Annotated in this window: 16 protein-coding genes; 12 read left to right on the forward strand and 4 right to left on the reverse strand. The window is 41.2% G+C overall.

The genetic code is table 11. The annotated features are described in order from the left end of the window. The first annotated feature begins 23 nt into the window (after positions 1–23). The 12 genes from HMPREF0556_RS02720 to HMPREF0556_RS02775 are packed head-to-tail and all read left to right on the forward strand — an operon-like array spanning position 24 to position 13,179. Complete coding sequence (locus tag HMPREF0556_RS02720; RefSeq protein ID WP_040486408.1) at positions 24–1,823, forward strand: polysaccharide biosynthesis protein; 1,800 nt, start codon at positions 24–26, stop codon at positions 1,821–1,823. A gap of 14 nt (positions 1,824–1,837) precedes the next feature. Beyond that, a complete protein-coding gene (locus HMPREF0556_RS02725) occupies positions 1,838–2,866 on the forward strand; it encodes a nucleoside-diphosphate sugar epimerase/dehydratase (RefSeq protein ID WP_040486409.1) in 1,029 nt (342 codons plus the stop codon). A gap of 14 nt (positions 2,867–2,880) precedes the next feature. After that, positions 2,881–3,990: a polysaccharide biosynthesis C-terminal domain-containing protein gene (locus HMPREF0556_RS02730; protein WP_003755258.1), complete on the forward strand. Its 1,110-nt coding sequence runs from the start codon at positions 2,881–2,883 to the stop codon at positions 3,988–3,990. Between the two features lies 1 nt (position 3,991). After that, a complete protein-coding gene (gene wecB / locus HMPREF0556_RS02735; protein ID WP_003755261.1) occupies positions 3,992–5,116 on the forward strand; it encodes a non-hydrolyzing UDP-N-acetylglucosamine 2-epimerase in 1,125 nt (374 codons plus the stop codon). Next, on the forward strand, positions 5,113–5,751 hold the full coding sequence (locus tag HMPREF0556_RS02740; protein ID WP_003755263.1) for a CatB-related O-acetyltransferase: 639 nt from the start codon (positions 5,113–5,115) through the stop codon (positions 5,749–5,751). The genes wecB and HMPREF0556_RS02740 overlap by 4 nt, the downstream gene beginning before the upstream one ends. A 7-nt stretch (positions 5,752–5,758) precedes the next feature. Further along, positions 5,759–6,871: a glycosyltransferase gene (locus HMPREF0556_RS02745; RefSeq protein WP_040486411.1), complete on the forward strand. Its 1,113-nt coding sequence runs from the start codon at positions 5,759–5,761 to the stop codon at positions 6,869–6,871. Between the two features lie 57 nt (positions 6,872–6,928). Further along, positions 6,929–8,104 carry an O-antigen ligase family protein gene (locus HMPREF0556_RS02750; protein ID WP_139028038.1) on the forward strand — a complete coding sequence of 392 codons (1,176 nt, stop codon included), beginning with the start codon at positions 6,929–6,931 and terminating at the stop codon, positions 8,102–8,104. Beyond that, the gene (locus HMPREF0556_RS02755) at positions 8,091–9,293 is read left to right on the forward strand and encodes a polysaccharide biosynthesis protein (RefSeq protein ID WP_003755271.1); all 1,203 of its coding nucleotides are present in this window, start codon (positions 8,091–8,093) and stop codon (positions 9,291–9,293) included. The genes HMPREF0556_RS02750 and HMPREF0556_RS02755 overlap by 14 nt, the downstream gene beginning before the upstream one ends. Before the next feature lies 1 nt (position 9,294). Then, positions 9,295–10,533, forward strand: coding sequence for a nucleotide sugar dehydrogenase (locus HMPREF0556_RS02760; protein WP_003755273.1), 1,239 nt, complete (start codon positions 9,295–9,297; stop codon positions 10,531–10,533). Positions 10,534–10,546: 13 nt separating this feature from the next. Next, complete coding sequence (locus tag HMPREF0556_RS02765; RefSeq protein WP_040486412.1) at positions 10,547–11,749, forward strand: glycosyltransferase family 4 protein; 1,203 nt, start codon at positions 10,547–10,549, stop codon at positions 11,747–11,749. A 12-nt stretch (positions 11,750–11,761) separates the two neighbouring features. Next, positions 11,762–12,319, forward strand: coding sequence for a sugar transferase (locus HMPREF0556_RS02770; protein WP_003755276.1), 558 nt, complete (start codon positions 11,762–11,764; stop codon positions 12,317–12,319). Then, positions 12,319–13,179, forward strand: coding sequence for an NAD-dependent epimerase/dehydratase family protein (locus HMPREF0556_RS02775; protein ID WP_003755278.1), 861 nt, complete (start codon positions 12,319–12,321; stop codon positions 13,177–13,179). Before HMPREF0556_RS02770 ends, HMPREF0556_RS02775 begins: the two co-directional genes overlap by 1 nt. Positions 13,180–13,225: 46 nt before the next feature. Here HMPREF0556_RS02775 and HMPREF0556_RS02780 read toward each other — a convergent pair whose 3' ends face one another. The 4 genes from HMPREF0556_RS02780 to HMPREF0556_RS02795 all read right to left on the reverse strand — a co-directional run bounded on the left by HMPREF0556_RS02780 (position 13,226) and on the right by HMPREF0556_RS02795 (position 16,590). Then, the gene (locus tag HMPREF0556_RS02780; RefSeq protein WP_040486593.1) at positions 13,226–13,864 is read right to left on the reverse strand and encodes a class I SAM-dependent methyltransferase; all 639 of its coding nucleotides are present in this window, start codon (positions 13,862–13,864) and stop codon (positions 13,226–13,228) included. 16 nt (positions 13,865–13,880) lie between these two features. Beyond that, positions 13,881–15,020 carry a trans-sulfuration enzyme family protein gene (locus HMPREF0556_RS02785; protein ID WP_003755281.1) on the reverse strand — a complete coding sequence of 380 codons (1,140 nt, stop codon included), beginning with the start codon at positions 15,018–15,020 and terminating at the stop codon, positions 13,881–13,883. Next, entirely contained in the window at positions 15,017–15,952 is a 936-nt protein-coding gene (locus HMPREF0556_RS02790; RefSeq protein ID WP_277813134.1) for a PLP-dependent cysteine synthase family protein, read from the reverse strand. Before HMPREF0556_RS02790 ends, HMPREF0556_RS02785 begins: the two co-directional genes overlap by 4 nt. Before the next feature lie 317 nt (positions 15,953–16,269). Next, positions 16,270–16,590: a hypothetical protein gene (locus HMPREF0556_RS02795; RefSeq protein ID WP_040486414.1), complete on the reverse strand. Its 321-nt coding sequence runs from the start codon at positions 16,588–16,590 to the stop codon at positions 16,270–16,272. Positions 16,591–16,809: the final 219 nt, after the last annotated feature.

Below are 16,809 nucleotides of genomic sequence, written 5' to 3' on the forward strand. Positions count from 1 at the left end.
AAAGTCATACGGGGGAATCGGATGTGCCAAATCTATCTGTTAAATGGCGGCTTATAACGTTGTTAGTCATTGATTCGATTATTGTTACTTTTTCAGTGTTTTTAGGGTACTACATTTTAGAACCTTTTTTTAAAGATTACTCAATGTCGCTGCTGATTTTGTCTTCGGTGATCTTGCTTATTTCTCATCATGCTTTTGCTGAGCTATTCAATCTTTATCATCGGGCTTGGGAATATGCCAGTGTGAGTGAGCTGATGCTGATCGTTAAGTCAGTGACCGGTTCTGTATTGACAACGGTTGTTCTTATTTCGCTGATTACGCGGGAACAGGCTTTTTTGCGTCTCTATTTTATTACTTGGATGATGCATCTCCTGCTGATCGGAGGTTCCCGTGTTTCCTGGCGAATGTATCGACGAACGTTTACAGACGACAAGATAAAAAAGAAACCGACGATGATCGTTGGTGCAGGAAGTGGCGGCTCCTTGCTGATCAGACAGATGCTTTCTACGCCTTATATGGCGATGGAACCAGTTTTGGTCGTGGATGATGATCGAAATAAACAAAATCTGTCTATTGCCGGCGGGGTCAAAGTACAGGGCTATATAAAAGATATACCCAGCCTTGTAAAAAAGTTTAGGATTCAGAAAATCATCATCGCAATCCCGACTCTCAGTACTAAACGGTTGCGTGAGATAAACGAATTATGTGAAGGCTTAGGGGCAGAAGTTTTCAAAATGCCGAATATCGAGAATGTCATGTCGGGCGAACTGGAAGTCAATCAATTGAAGAAGGTAGATGTAGAAGACCTTCTAGGAAGAGATCAAGTAGAGCTCGATATGGCGATGATCTCCAGAGAATTATCACGTAAAACGATTTTAGTCACCGGTGCGGGCGGATCGATCGGTTCCGAAATTTGCAGACAAGTTTGTAAATTCGAACCAGCAAGACTGGTGCTTGTCGGACATGGTGAAAACAGTATTTATTTGATCCATCAAGAGTTGAAAAATCTTTATAAAACGATTGAGATCCTACCAATCATTGGCGATGTGCAGGATAAAGCGCGAATGCAGAGCGTGATGCAGACTTATAAGCCTTATGTTGTTTATCACGCCGCTGCTCACAAACATCTGCCACTAATGGAATGCAACCCGGAAGAGGCTGTGAAAAATAATATTCTCGGTACTCGAAATACCGCGGAGGCCGCGAAAGAAGCAGAAGTCAGCAAATTCGTGATGGTCTCCACAGACAAAGCCGTTAATCCACTCAATGTGATGGGGGCTTCCAAACGACTCGCTGAAATGGTGATCCAAAGCATGAATAGTGAGACTAGTAAAACGGATTTTGTTGTCGTTCGGTTCGGAAATGTCCTCGGCTCAAGAGGTTCCGTTATTCCTTTATTCAAGAAGCAGATCGAAGCGGGCGGCCCGGTAACGGTAACGCATCCGGAAATGACGCGCTATTTTATGACGATACCAGAAGCATCGCGGCTAGTTTTGCAAGCCGGAGCATTGGCAAAGGGAGGAGAAGTATTTCTTCTTGATATGGGGGAACCAGTCAAGATTGTGGATCTAGCAAAGAATTTGATCCAGCTTTCGGGTTATTCGGTCGATGATATCGGAATCAAGTTTACTGGGATCAGACAAGGTGAAAAGCTGTATGAAGAGCTGCTCAGCGATAATGAGATCCACCCAGAACAAGTATATAAAAAAATTTACCGCGGGAAAGTAAATCAATTACCAAAAACACAAATTGATGGAATGATCAACGAGTTGCTTCATGATTTTTCAAAAGAAAAAATTATCGGCTACACAAATCCAATTTGATAACGGGTGATGAGATGTTTAATGGTAAAACGATTTTAATAACAGGTGGGACAGGTTCATTCGGCAATGCAGTAACCAAACGGTTTTTAGATACCAATATCAAAGAGATCCGGATTTTTTCAAGAGATGAAAAGAAGCAAGATGATTTGCGTAAAAAATATCATAATCCAAAACTGAAATTTTATATTGGGGATGTGCGGGACCCTGCTAGCATTGAAGTAGCAATGCGCGGTGTGGATTTTGTTTTTCATGCGGCTGCTTTGAAACAAGTTCCTTCTTGTGAGTTTTTCCCCATGGAAGCTGTGAAAACAAATGTTTTAGGAACAGAAAACGTTGTGGAGACAGCGATCAAGGCGAATGTCAAAAAAGTGATCTGTCTATCTACGGATAAAGCTGCCTATCCAATCAATGCCATGGGGATCTCCAAAGCAATGATGGAAAAAGTGTTTGTCGCCAAATCACGAAATGTCGATACGAATCAAACCTTGATCTGTGGCACCCGCTACGGAAATGTCATGGCTTCACGCGGCTCAGTCATTCCGCTATTTATTGAAAAAATCAAAAATAAAGAACCGCTTACGATCACCGACCCACAAATGACGCGTTTTCTAATGAGTTTGGAAGAAGCGGTCGAACTGGTGATCCATGCATTCAAACATGCGGAAACAGGCGATATCATGGTTCAAAAGGCGCCGGCCTCTACGATAGGCGATCTGGCAAAAGCCTTGCTGGAACTATTTAAAGTTGATAATGAGGTTCAGATCATCGGAACCCGTCACGGAGAGAAAAAAGCGGAAACATTGTTGACACGGGAAGAATATGCGCAAGCAGAAGATATGGGAAACTATTTTCGGATTCCTGCCGATTCTAGAGATTTGAATTACAGCAATTACTTTGAGGACGGCAGCGAAGCAATCACCGAAGCTTACGAGTATAATTCCGAAAATACACACAGGTTGTCTTTAGAGGAGATCAAATCAAAATTAATAGCGTTGGATTATGTCAAAGCAGAACTTCACATGTATCACAATAGCAATCAATAAAAGGGGGGATGAGCATGAAATCAATCGCTATAACAGGGGCAAATGGTTTTGTTGGTAAAAACCTGGTCCAAAATCTCCGGCAATTTTCTTATGCTATTTATGAAATCACGAGAAGCACACCGATTGCGGAGCGAGATGCATATTTGAAGCATGCAGACTTTATCGTGTATTTAGCAGCTGCAAACCGCCCAAAAGAAGAAAGCGATTTTAAACGGACGAATGTAGATCTGCTAACAGAGATGCTGAATGTGGTCAGAGAAAACACTAAAAATCCGACCATCCTTTTGTCTTCCTCGATCCAAGCAGAGGCAGAAAATGCTTATGGAAAGAGCAAGAAACAAGCAGAAGACGTTCTGAAAGCTTTTTCCGCAGCAAACGGCAACCTTATTTATATTTATCGTTTTCCGAATCTATTCGGCAAATGGTGCCGTCCCGATTATAATTCAGTGATTGCTACTTTTTGCCATCACATAGCCCGCGGGGAAGCTATTCAGATCAATGATAAAAATGCACTGCTGATTTTAAACTATATCGATGATGTCGTCTTCGAGATCATCAGAGCGATTAAAGGTCAGCCGACGATCGAAACAGGGATGCCAAAAGTTCCAAATGAGTATCATGCTACGTTGGGAGAGATCACCGAACTGCTCGAAACTTTCCACAACTTTCGAGAAACTAAAGCCCTTCCCAAATTGGACGAACCATTTGAAAAAGCATTGTACAGCACCTATTTGAGTTACCTGCCTCAAGATGGATTCCGCTATCCGTTGCAAATGAATACGGATGAGCGCGGCTCGTTTACCGAATTTCTCAAAACGCCTGATCGTGGTCAGGTATCGGTCAACGTTTCCAAACCGGGAATCACCAAAGGCAATCATTGGCATAATACGAAGAATGAAAAGTTTCTCGTTGTTTCAGGAAAAGGTGTGATCCGTTTTCGCCGCCCTGATACGGAAGAAGTCACCGAGTATCATGTCAGCGGAGCAAAACTGGAAGTGGTCGACATTCCGGTTGGCTACATACACCATATCGAAAATATTGGCGACACAGATATGGTAACGATCATGTGGGTGAATGAAATATTCGATCCGGAAAATCCTGATACGTTTTATTTGGAGGTGTGAGATGAGCAAACTTAAATTAATGACGATTGTAGGCACTAGGCCGGAGATCATTCGTTTATCTGCAACGATCAAAGCATGTGACCAGTATTTCGAGCAGATTTTAGTCCATACCGGTCAAAATTATGACTATACCTTGAATCAAGTGTTTTTTGAAGAATTGGAATTACGCGAACCAGATCATTACCTTGAAGCGGTTGGCAAAGACCTAGGAGAAACGATGGGGAATATCATTGCCAAAGCTTATGAAGTATTGGCGCTCGAACAGCCGGATGCTTTACTGATCTTAGGCGACACCAATAGCTGTCTTGCCGCCATTGCTGCGAAAAGGTTAAAGATACCCGTCTTTCACATGGAAGCAGGCAATCGCTGTTTCGATCAAAATGTGCCAGAAGAGATCAATCGCAAGATCGTGGATCATATCAGCGACATCAACATGCCCTACACGGAACACAGCCGTCGCTATCTACTAGATGAGGGGTTCCCGAAAGCACATATCTTCGTGACAGGTTCCCCAATGCGCGAAGTACTGGAAACGTATGCCGCTAAAATCGAGCAAAGCAAGGCACTGGCAGATCTTGATTTAAAACCGAATGGCTATATCCTGGTATCTGCCCATCGTGAAGAAAACATAGATCATGAAAAAAACTTTTATTCATTGATGGAAGCGATCAATGCAATAGCCGAACGCTATCAGCTTCCTATCATCTATTCGACACATCCAAGAAGTTTTAAACGAATCGAAGAACGCAGCTTCGTTTTTCATCCATTAGTCCGAAAATTACAGCCGTTCGGTTTTTTTGACTACAATGCGCTGCAAAAAAATGCTTTCGCAGTATTATCGGACAGCGGAACATTATCCGAAGAATCCTCGATACTCAAGTTCCCAGGAGTCCTTATCCGCACATCGACAGAGCGGCCGGAAGTCTTGGATAAGGGAACAGTTATTATTGGAGGGATAGAGTTTGATAATCTGGTGCAGTCTGTGGAGTTAGCCAGAGCAATGCATGAAAATGGTGAACCGATGCTTGATGCAGTCGATTATAAAGATACGAATGTTTCTCGAAAAGTCGTGAAGATCATCCAAAGCTATACAGAGATCATCAATCGGGATACGTGGAAAAAATGAAACCAAAAAGCTTATTCCAACTCTTAAAAAACAATCGCGTACCGGACAAAAAGAAGAAGAATATTCGTATCAGCCGTTTTGCTTATATCCATAATTGTGAATTCGCTGGGAACAATTATGTCGATCGTTTTTGCAAAATGCGAAATGTCCAAATGGGAAAGTATTCTTATGTGGGATTCAACTCTGATTTCAACCAAGTCCAAATCGGCAATTATTGCTCTATCGCTTCGGATGTCAAAATAGGTCTAGGCCATCATCCGACTGAGTTTGTGAGCACATCGCCAGTTTTTTATTCCTCGCAGAATCCATTTGGTCTGCAAGTAAACAAGATCACTTATGATGTTGCCCCGCGAAAAACAATAATCGAAAATGATGTTTGGATCGGAGCAAATGTCATTATCATGGATGGCGTCCAAATCGGCAACGGTGCGGTGATCGCCTCTGGAAGTGTCGTTACAAAAGACGTCGCTGACTATGCGATCGTTGGCGGCGTCCCCGCAAAAATCATCCGAATGCGGTTCGATGAAGCAACGATCCAGCGACTTTCAGCAAGTAAGTGGTGGGAGAAAGAAGCAGCAACATTGATTCAATCAGAAATAAAGTGGGATGATCCGAAAAACTTTCCAAAGGGATGACTGCCAAATGAGAATATTGAATATCGTATCAAGTAATATCGTCCAAGATCCACGGATTCTAAAACAAATGGAAACGATCAAACAAGTGACTGACGATTATATAGTATTGGGGAAAATGAATGCAGAGGTAACAGACGAACGTTTAGCAAAACTAGATTTCCACTACAAACTGATTGGCTCTAAAGTAAATGATACTACTTTGCTGAAAAAAATCGTCCATCGCATCCAATTTGGTCGGCAAGTGATCCGCTATATTCGTAACTATCGACCGGCTGTGATTCATGCCAATGACTTCGATGTCTTGCTCATCACTTATTTAAGCAGATATAAAGGCGCCCGAATCATTTACGATGCGCACGAGATCTACTCGAAAAATGCGTTTATCAATAAAATCAAGATCTTGTCTCATTTTGTCCAACGCTTAGAAAAGCATATCATCAAGCACATTGATCATTTCATTACCGTCAGTCATGCAGCCAAAGGATATTATCAAGCCGAACATTATCCGAAGATCCCGGTGGTGATCACAAATGCTCCTATCAAACAGCTGAATGAAAAACAGACATGGAAAAAAGATACGTTTGAAGTCGTCTACCAAGGGCAGATCGTTTCTGACCGCGGTTACGAAGAGTTTATGGAAGCAGGAACAATGCTGGCAGATGAAGAAATTGAGCTGGTGATCCGTGGCTTTGGCCCCTTAAAACAAAAGCTACAAGACAAGCAAAGCGAAATGGGAATCCGAAATGTCCGCTTCGCTCCGCCAGTGGAAATGGATGAACTGGTCTCCAAGTTGAGAGAAAGCAGCGTCGGTGTCATTTTAACAAAAGGGATCTCGATCAACTTTGAATATACCGTTTCCAATAAAATCTTTGAATGTATCCATGCCGGATTGCCTGTCATCTTATCGCCAGTCAAAGAACATATCTATTTAAATGACACCTATCAGTTTGGTATCGTCCTAGAGGAAGTGACACCGCAGAAAATCGCCACGGCGATCACAACATTAAAAAACGATACCCGCTTGTACGCCGAGCTGGAGAAAAACGCAACCGCAGCTGCCCAGCAGTTGACATGGCAAGTGGAAGAGCAAAAACTGATAGCGCTGTATACGAAAAGCTAACAAGGTTAAAAGTAATTCACATTCAGGTGAAAATAACGGGATAGAGTGGATGAAGATATGAAATATATATTTTTACTATCAATAATAAGTATGAATTTTTTCATCGTTATATCGACTTTTCTTAATGAAGTGCTGAAAATAAATATTTATCCGTATTATTTTATTACCATGGTAGTGATTGCAGCGTTTACGATCCTTTATGCTTTTGTTAAGATCGGCATGGATAAAGCTATTCCGGTGAAACTGTTTTACGTTCTCTTGCTGTTTCTGGTAGTTACTGTTTCCTATGCGATTTCGCCCTATCATAATGTAAAACTGGCAACGAATAACTACCTGTTTTTCTTACTATGGAGCATACCCGCTGCTGTTTGTGGCGTTTTCGCAGCCAAATTCACAAAAAAAGAAATCGAAAATTTCTTTAAATGGATTTTCTGTATTTTCTCTATAAGCATGGTGTTCATCATTTTAGTGCCATTTTTATTAGGGAAACTACCTTCCTACATAAACTTTGGCTTAATGAATTACCAAAATCTTTCTTATATTACTGCTTTTGTGATTGGACTGGGTTTTTATTTTATTCTTCAAAAAAGTACCAAGGCAAAGCTGTTCTATATCATTATGATCATTCTTCTCATCCCAGTGATTTTGATTTCCTCTGGACGTGGCGGCGCTGTTTTGCTGATTCTTTATATTTTACTAACGAGTGTCAAAATAATGACAGACAAGCAGATTTCCACTTTGAAAAAAATCATATTAGGCGGAATGATCCTATTGTTTATTGTCATGTTCTTGAGTTTAGTGTTTGTGATCGATAAAGACAGCCGAATTTTTTCTTACATCTCGGACGAGGGCATTTCCTTAGATCAAACTTCTGGAAGAAATTTTATTTATGAAAATGACATCACTATTATCAAAGAACATGTATGGAGAGGGCATGGACTTTTCAATTATTACCATTTGATCAATAATATCCCGCATAATATAATTTTGGAATTTTTGCTGATCGGCGGCGTATTTGGCTGTATGATCTTTTTATTCCTCGCTGGCCGGCTGATCGTCAAATATGCAAGCTTCTTTAATAAAAATTCGCCAGACGGTATCGTCGGTTATATTGCGTTATATCCGCTGACGATGTTGATGTTTAGCTCTAATTTTTTGATCACCAGCGAATTTTGGTTTGTCGTATTTTATCTATTTGCCAAGATAAAGGAGAAAACTTATGACGAAGCTTAGTTTTTTAAAGGACAGCATCAAAACCGTTATCGGCTCGTTGATTATCGCATTTGGCTTACAGCTGATTGCTTATCCATTTATTGTGAACCAAGTGGGAAACACGCACTTTGGAGAAATATTAAACATCTATACCATTTTGACTTTGGCAAGTGTGGTCTTAGGAAATACCTTAAATAACATTCGCTTGATCAATATGGCTCGCTATGATCCAAGACGAATCTACCGAAATTTCCGTTATTTGCTTGGGATTTCAATTCTAGTAGAAAGTGTGCTTTTAGCTGCGGTGCTCGTGATTTTTTACAACGAAAACCTGATTTCGATCTTATTGCTGGTCGTTATCAATATGCTGATGTGCCTGCGGATCTATTTGAACGTTTTTTACCGGATGTTGTTACACTACAACAAAATTCTTTTCGTAGCTGTTTTCCAATTCCTAGGCCTGTTAGTTGGGCTGCTCTTCTATCAATACATCAATTATTGGGAACTGATATTTTTGGCAAGTGAGATCGTCGCGATGGGCTATATTATTTTTTCTTTGCGCCACCATTTTGTAACTAGGGAAATCGCCAATGCGCATGGAACCAGCCCAACTAACGATTATCTCATGTTGCTGGGTACTAATTTTTTAAATAATATTTCGATTTATCTGGATCGGCTGATATTATTGCCGCTGATAGGTGGTTCAGCTGTAACGCTGGCTTTTCTAGCGACTTTTATCGGGAAAATGCTAGCAACCTTCTTATATCCAGTCAATAACGTCATCCTTTCTTATATTTCGGTGAACAATGTCCAAAATAAAACCAAACAATACTTTCGCACACTTATCTTGGGTACGCTGTTTTCTATAATAGTTTTGGCGATCTGCTATCCATTGACCATCTTCATCGTGGAAAAAATCTATCAGCAGAATAGCGCCATCATCAAGCCATATATCATTATCGGGAATATGGGGATGCTGTTCAGCGTCATCGGGAATATTGTCCAATCGCTAAATGTTAAATTTATCTCTATTTCTATCCAAACCATTTTCCAAGTGGTGTTTGTGTTTGTTTACGTGATCTCGGAATTGATCTTGACTTATTTCTTTGGATTAACGGGCTTTTTCATCGGGGTACTACTGCTAAACTTTATAAAAATGATTTTTTTAGCAATGTTAGGAATCAAGTACTCAAAAGAGAGGATTGGATGATATGAAACTCACAGTGATAGGGTTAGGGTATATCGGACTGCCAACGGGATTATTATTCGCATCAAAAGGTGTGGATGTGGTAGGAGTCGATATCAATAGCAATGTGGTGGAAGGACTTAACAACGGTAAACTGCATATTGAAGAAACTGGAATGGAAGAGTTGCTCCATGCTAGTTTAGCAGCAGGGAATTTCAAAGCATCACTGGAAGTAGAAACCGCAGATTATTATATTGTAGCCGTACCAACGCCATATTTGCCAGATAATTCTTGTGACTTATCTTATATGAAAGAAGCGATCGCAAAGCTGAAAGACGTACTGAAAAAGGGGGATACTATCATCATTGAATCAACGATCGCACCGCGGACGATGGAAGACGTTGCAGCACCGATGATCGCGGCATATGGTTATGAGATCGGGGAAAATATCTTTTTAGCACACTGCCCTGAACGAGTTCTGCCGGGGAAAATCATCGAAGAAATGGTCCATAATAATCGGATCATTGGCGGCATCACACCAAACTGTGCTAAAAAAGCTAAGGAACTATATCTTACACTTGTCAAAGGCGAGATTTTCGAAACCAAAGCAAGTACCGCCGAAATGTCGAAACTAATGGAAAATACCTATCGTGATGTCAATATCGCTTTGGCAAACGAACTTGTCAAAATAAGTGATTCCTTGGGGATCAATGCTCTAGACGTGATCCAACTGGCAAATGAACATCCGCGCGTTAACATCCATTTCCCAGGACCCGGAGTGGGTGGACACTGTCTTGCGGTCGATCCTTATTTTATCGTTGCAAGTGATCGAGCAGATGCCAAATTGATTGCGATCTCACGTGAAATAAACAGTAGCATGCCGGCATTTGTCATCGGAAAAGCGAAAAAAATAATGGCAGCTAAAAATGGAAAGCGAATAACTGTGCTAGGACTTACGTATAAAGGAAACATCGATGACATAAGAGAATCACCAGCCTTAGAGATCTACCATCAATTAAAGCGAGAAACGGATTTTGAGATTGTTGCGCAAGATAGCCATGTAAACTTAGATTGGGTCGAGGCAGACATCAAAAAAGCATTGACCGGCAGTGATTTGGCACTGGTACTGACGGATCATAAAGAATATAAGGAGCTAAACAAATATGTGACGGAGGACATCGTTGTGTTCGACACTAAAAATATCGTCGACGAAGTAGGGATCGATCATTATTATAACTTCAATTCGATTTCGGAAATAAAGTAAGGGGATGCTACAAATGAAAAACAAAAGAATAGTCATACTCTGCCAATATTTTCATCCAGAATATGTTTCCTCCGCCACACTCCCAACTCAAATGGCGGAGGACTTGGTAAAAAAAGGGATGGATGTAGATGTGATCTGTGGCTGGCCCAAAGAATACACTAACGCAAAAGCTGTCCCCAAAAAAGAGAACTATAAAGGCATCCAGATCACCCGCTTAAAATATACGCAGTTCAATAATAAATCGAAAATTGGTCGCATTATCAATTTCTTTTCCCTTTTTACGATGTTCTTGCTACGGGCACCAGCAATGTTGAAGTACGATCATATCGTCGTATATTCCAATCCCCCGATCCTTCCGTTTGTCCCGGATTTGATCCACCGGCTCTGCAAACGCGATTATTCGTTCGTCGTTTATGATATTGCTCCCGACAATGCCATCAAGATTGGTGCCACCAAACCAGGTAGTATGATCGACCGGCTCATGAAATATATCAATAAGCACGTCTATAAAAATGCTGAGAATGTGATTGTTTTAGGAACAGAAATGAAAAATTACCTCCTGACGAACCATATTTCCCATACACCAGAAAATATCCATATCATCCCTAACTGGTATGAAGATAATTTCCAGAGCCCCATTATCCACAATGAAAAATTTAAAACGATTCGGGAAAACTATCAAAAAATCTTACTCTATAGCGGAAATATGGGGAAACTGCAAGACATGGATACCATTCTTGATTTTCTGGAATCAGCAAAAGAGAATCCAGACCTCTTTACGATCTTCTGCGGACATGGCGATAAACAGGCGAAAGTGAAAACTTTTATCGCAGAAAATAATATTTCTAATGCGATCGTGTATGATTTCTTAACAGGAACCGATTATTCCGATGTTTTAATAATGGCGGATTGCTGCATTGTTTCGCTAGTCAAAGAAGGTGTTGGACTGGGCGTTCCGAGTAAGATATATGGCTACCTTGCGGCTGAGAAACCCTTGATCGCGATCATGGATCAAGATACGGATATCGTCCGTCAAATAACCGACTATCAAGCAGGCATCCATCTTCATAATGGAGAAGCAGCGCAAATGAAAGCTTTCGTTGAACAAAACAGTCCGGCTGACCTAGCGCGAATGGGGAAACAAGCTTACGAGATTTTCAAAAATAATTACACGAGAACGCAAAATACAGATAAATACTATGAACTACTGAAATGAGGGGGATGGAGAATGAAAAGAGTATTTGATTTTTTCAGTGCATCCATTGCTATTATGATTCTCTCTCCGGTTTTCCTAATTGTCGCCATATTGATCAAAGCAGAATCAAAGGGGCCGGTCATTTTTAAGCAAAAACGCTCAGGACTGCAGAATCAGCTGTTCAATATTTATAAATTTCGCTCGATGAAAGCCGATACCCCGCATCTGGCTACCGACAAGATCGATGCCAGCATATATATTACCAGATTCGGTGCCTTTATCCGCAAAACATCACTCGATGAACTACCGCAACTCTTCAACATCATCAAAGGCGATATGTCCGTTGTCGGCCCTCGCCCCGCCTTATTCAACCAGTACGAGTTGATTGAAAAAAGGACGCAAGCCAATGTACATAGGATCAAACCCGGCTTGACTGGACTGGCACAGGTGATGGGAAGAGACGATATTACGGATGATGAAAAAGTAAAATATGATAAATATTATTTGGAAAATCAAAACTTTTTCTTAGATATGCGGATTATTTATAAAACGATCCAAAATACAATTACCTCAAAAGGTGTGAAGCACTGATGCCAAAAAAAATACTATTGACAGGCACATCCAGCTACGTCGGCAATCATTTGGAAGACGCTTTTCAGAAAAAAGGCGAAGTGGTGGAGCGGATCAGTATGCGTACGCCGGATTGGAAAACTACTGATTTTAACGGTTATGATGTCGTGATCCATTTAGCGGCACTCGTTCATGGTAGCGATCCCCATGCGTCGTTAGAAGATTATCTGCAAATCAACTGCGAACTGACAAAAGAAGTAGCAATAAAAGCAAAAGCGGAGGGCGTCCGGCAATTTGTTTTCTTCAGTACCATGGCAGTTTTTGGATTAGAAGGAAAGATCGAACAGCCCATTCAAATCGATGGAAGCACGGTGCCCGATCCACAATCCCCGTATGGGAAATCAAAATTAAAAGCCGAAAATCATCTTCAACAGATCGCAGCACCCGATTTCCATATTTGTATTGTTAGACCACCGATGATCTATGGCCCAGGAGCACCCGGTAATTTTGCGAGACTGGAGAAATTGGCACGTATCCTCCCATTTTATCCGCGAATCGATAACGCGCGAAGCAGTATATATATCGGGAATTTGGAAAGGTATATCATGCAGCTGGTCGCAGAGAACAAGACAGGGTACTATCACCCACAAAACAGCTATTATCTACATACAAATCAAGCAATTGCAATTATGCGAGCCACGCAAGGAAAGAAAATCCATACCATTCCTATACCGAAAATGCTGAAAAATTTACTAGGAGGAGTTTCTACAGCAAACAAAGTTTATGGTAGCTTGGTTTATTCACACGATTTGGATAAAGAAAAAATCGTGTTGGAAGAAATAGGCTTAGAAGCATCTTTATCAAGAAATGGAAATAATTAAATCCAGCATTTAAAAAAGACGATAGGAGCCCCCATCGTCTTTTTGGTTATTTATAGGCAGTCACTAACCACGCATAACTATTTTGCTGCTCAAAGGAAACAGTAAATCCCGCTCCCTTGAAAAGTGCTTCCAACTCACTGATAAGCGGATAGTATTCACTGATCAGATCTTCCAAAAGTGCGTCGTAGCCTTGCTCTTTCGCATCTCGTAAGATAGCTTGGAATGCTTGGAGGGAAAGGAACATGGTATCGGCAAAAATTACTTTCCCTCCTTGAGGAAGTAAAGCATAATATTTTTCAATAGCAGCACGCTTTTCTTCTGCATTTAAATGATGAAAAACAAACGAACTGACAATCGTATCAGGAGTGAAGGGCGGCTCTGGAAATTCCAACAGATCCCCGTCGTATTGAGTAAAGCCTTTTGGTAGTTTGCTACTAGCTTTTTTTCGCATAGCAGCAGAAGGTTCGACTGCCATCACACGTTTTTTCTGGTGAAGCAACTGAAGTGTCAAATTCCCCGTGCCGCTTCCGAATTCGATGATTTTTTCTCCGCTTTGTACGGCGATCTTTCCCAACATCTTGGAATAATTTTCGAAAACAGCGGCATAAGCCGGGTCCTTTCCTGTAACAAATGCATCATATGTTTCGGCCCAATTTGAAAAGACCGGTAAAAATTCTCTGCCCACTTGTGTTCCGCCTCCATTAATTTTGATTAAAAGCATGCTCCAGATCCGCGATCAAATCCTCTTCGTCCTCGATTCCAACAGAAATGCGGATCAAGTTATCTTTGATCCCGGTTTTTTCACGTTCCGCTTTAGGGATGGAAGCATGGGTCATCAGCGCAGGGACTTCGATCAATGTTTCCACTCCGCCGAGACTTTCTGCCAAAGTAAAATACCTTAACGCTGCAATGAATGTTTCAACATTTACCTCATCGTTTAATTCGACTGAAACGATTCCGCTGAAACCAGTCATTTGTTTTGCAGCAACTGCATGATTGGGGTGTGATGCCAAGCCAGGATAATAAACTTTCGCTACTTTCGGATGTTTTTCCAAATAATGAGCGATAGCCAACGCATTTTTTTCATGTGCTTCCATGCGCAGACCCAATGTCTTGATCCCACGCTGCAACAGCCAGCTGTCTTGCGGTCCAAGCACACCACCGATCGCATTTTGCAGAAAACCGATCTCTTCAGCGAGCTTCGGATCATTTGTCACTGCGACCCCTGCGACAAGATCACTGTGACCACCAAGATACTTCGTTGCACTATGTACAACGATATCAGCTCCCAAATGAAGTGGACGTTGAAAATACGGGCTGGCAAACGTATTATCGACCACAGTCAGCAAGCCGTGTTTCTTCGCCAATTCACTGATTTGTGCAATATCGACGATTTTCAGCAGCGGATTACTTGGCGATTCGAGCAATATGACTCGTGTATTCTTTTGGATAGCGCGCTCTACGTCTTCCAAATTATTGAGATCCAAGATCGAAAAGTGGATATTTTGTTTATTGAGTACTTGGGTCAACAAGCGATAGGTACCGCCATAGACATCATCGCCCACGATCACATGATCACCAGCTTTTAATAAGGAAAAAACGGTAAAAATCGCTGTTAAACCAGAAGAAAACGCAAAACCCTGCACGCCGTCTTCCAACTCTTTTACCAATTCTTCCAGCGCCAGTCTGGTTGGATTCCCAGAGCGCGAATATTCAAATCCTTTATGTTTCCCGATTGCTGTTTGCTTGAAAGTAGAAACTTGGTAAACCGGCACATTCACTGCGCCCGTCAATTCATCGATACTGATCCCACCATGTACAGCCGTTGTTTTTAAATTCATTTTTTCTCCTCCAATTTGTTTGTATAATGGTAAATATCCTTGCTTAAATAGCGCTCGCTACTATCTGCAAAAACCGTTACGATGTTACTGTTCTCGATTTGTTTAGCCTCTTTCATTGCTGCTGCAAAAGCTGCGCCACTTGAACTACCAACAAAAACGCCGGTTCGGCGAGCTAATTCTTTCGTAAAGTAAAAGGCTTCGCTGTCAGCGATGGTATAAATCGCATCGATAGCAAGCTGTTCCATAAACGGCGGAATAAACTCGACCCCGATGCCTTCTGTATCATGCGATCCTGCCGATCCGCCATTTAGGATCGAGCCTTCAGGTTCAACCATTGCCAAACGAATAGCAGGAAACTGTTCTTTTAAATAAGCTGCTGTTCCGGAAAATGTCCCGCCGCTTCCGACTCCAGCGAGAAAAGAATCGATCTTAGCCAAATCTGCTACTAATTCAGGACCCAGTGTTTCGTAATAGGCCTTGGGATTTGCTTGATTATAAAACTGAAGTGGGAGATAAGTGTTCCCAATCTCTTCCTGCAGCGATTTTGCTTTGGCAATCGCTCCTTTGATACCAAGCGAAGCCTCTGTATGAATGATTTTCGCACCCAATGCCTTCATCAATTCTTGTTTTTCAAAACTGAACTGCTCTGGAACCACTAAAACAACTGGCAAGTGATGCTCCAAAGCTGCTAGCGCGATCCCGATCCCGGTATTTCCTGCTGTAGGTTCGATAATCGTGGTGTTTTCCGTGATCAGCCCGCGCTTGAACCCCTCTGCGATCAGCATCGCACCAAGTCTATCCTTCATACTTCCCCCAGGGTTGAACATCTCAAGCTTTGCGTAGATCTTATTATTATTTGGAACCGAGAATCCCGTTACTTCTAAAAGCGGGGTATTACCGATCAGCTCCTGAATTCGTGATATTAACATCATGATCCTCCTGTCCTTTTGGAAATCAAGGTAAAAAAAGAGAGTGAAATGGACATACGCCATTCACTCTGAGAACCTATTTTACATACATAAAAAGGTATATTGTTATTCAGAGAGAACGCAAATCAAACAATACAAATAGCACAACAGCAATATGCTCTTGTGAGACAGCAACTTTTAGTAGCTAATGTCGTATTGTTTTTCATTTGAATTCTCCTTCATCTATAATTCCTACTAAATCGATAGGGTTAGTACAAATAAAATATACTGCAAAGAAGAGTAGATGGCAAGAAGTGTACGGAAAACTTTCTTTTTTCAACTCATCCACCGCCCGCACCTAAGGCAAAAAGGATTCCATTTATAACAAGCAGCAGGAAATTTGTACAAAACAAGGTATAGGAAGAAAATTTATATTTTGTTACAAATAAACTAAGAAGTGCACCAATAAGGGCGAGAACAGGAATCCCCAAAAACGCAAAGATCGCGAAAGCGTTATTGATGTGGTCATTGGCAAAATGCGGAATAAAAAACCCTATTAAACGATTGAAAGTATCGCTATTGAGATTGGTTGAGGCAAGTACGAGAAGAAGATTAAATATAGAAATAAAAGAAAATATATTGATAAGCAGCCATTTCTTCATAGATGTTCCTTCCTTCATTTTATTTATGCTCAAAAGGTAACATAAATACAAGAGGAAAACAATCCCTAGCTGAGATCACAGATTTTACTAGTATAAATAAGAATATTGAAAAATCAGCCTTAGGGAGCGCCATTATATGTTTCCTATTTTTCACCGTTCTGCCAACAGCACATGGACGGCAATTGTTCCTGAAGAAAAGGAAAATTCTATGGATTCATC

Origin of the sequence: Listeria grayi DSM 20601 (assembly GCF_000148995.1) — a bacterium.
Taxonomy (GTDB): Bacteria; Bacillota; Bacilli; order Lactobacillales; family Listeriaceae; genus Listeria; species Listeria grayi.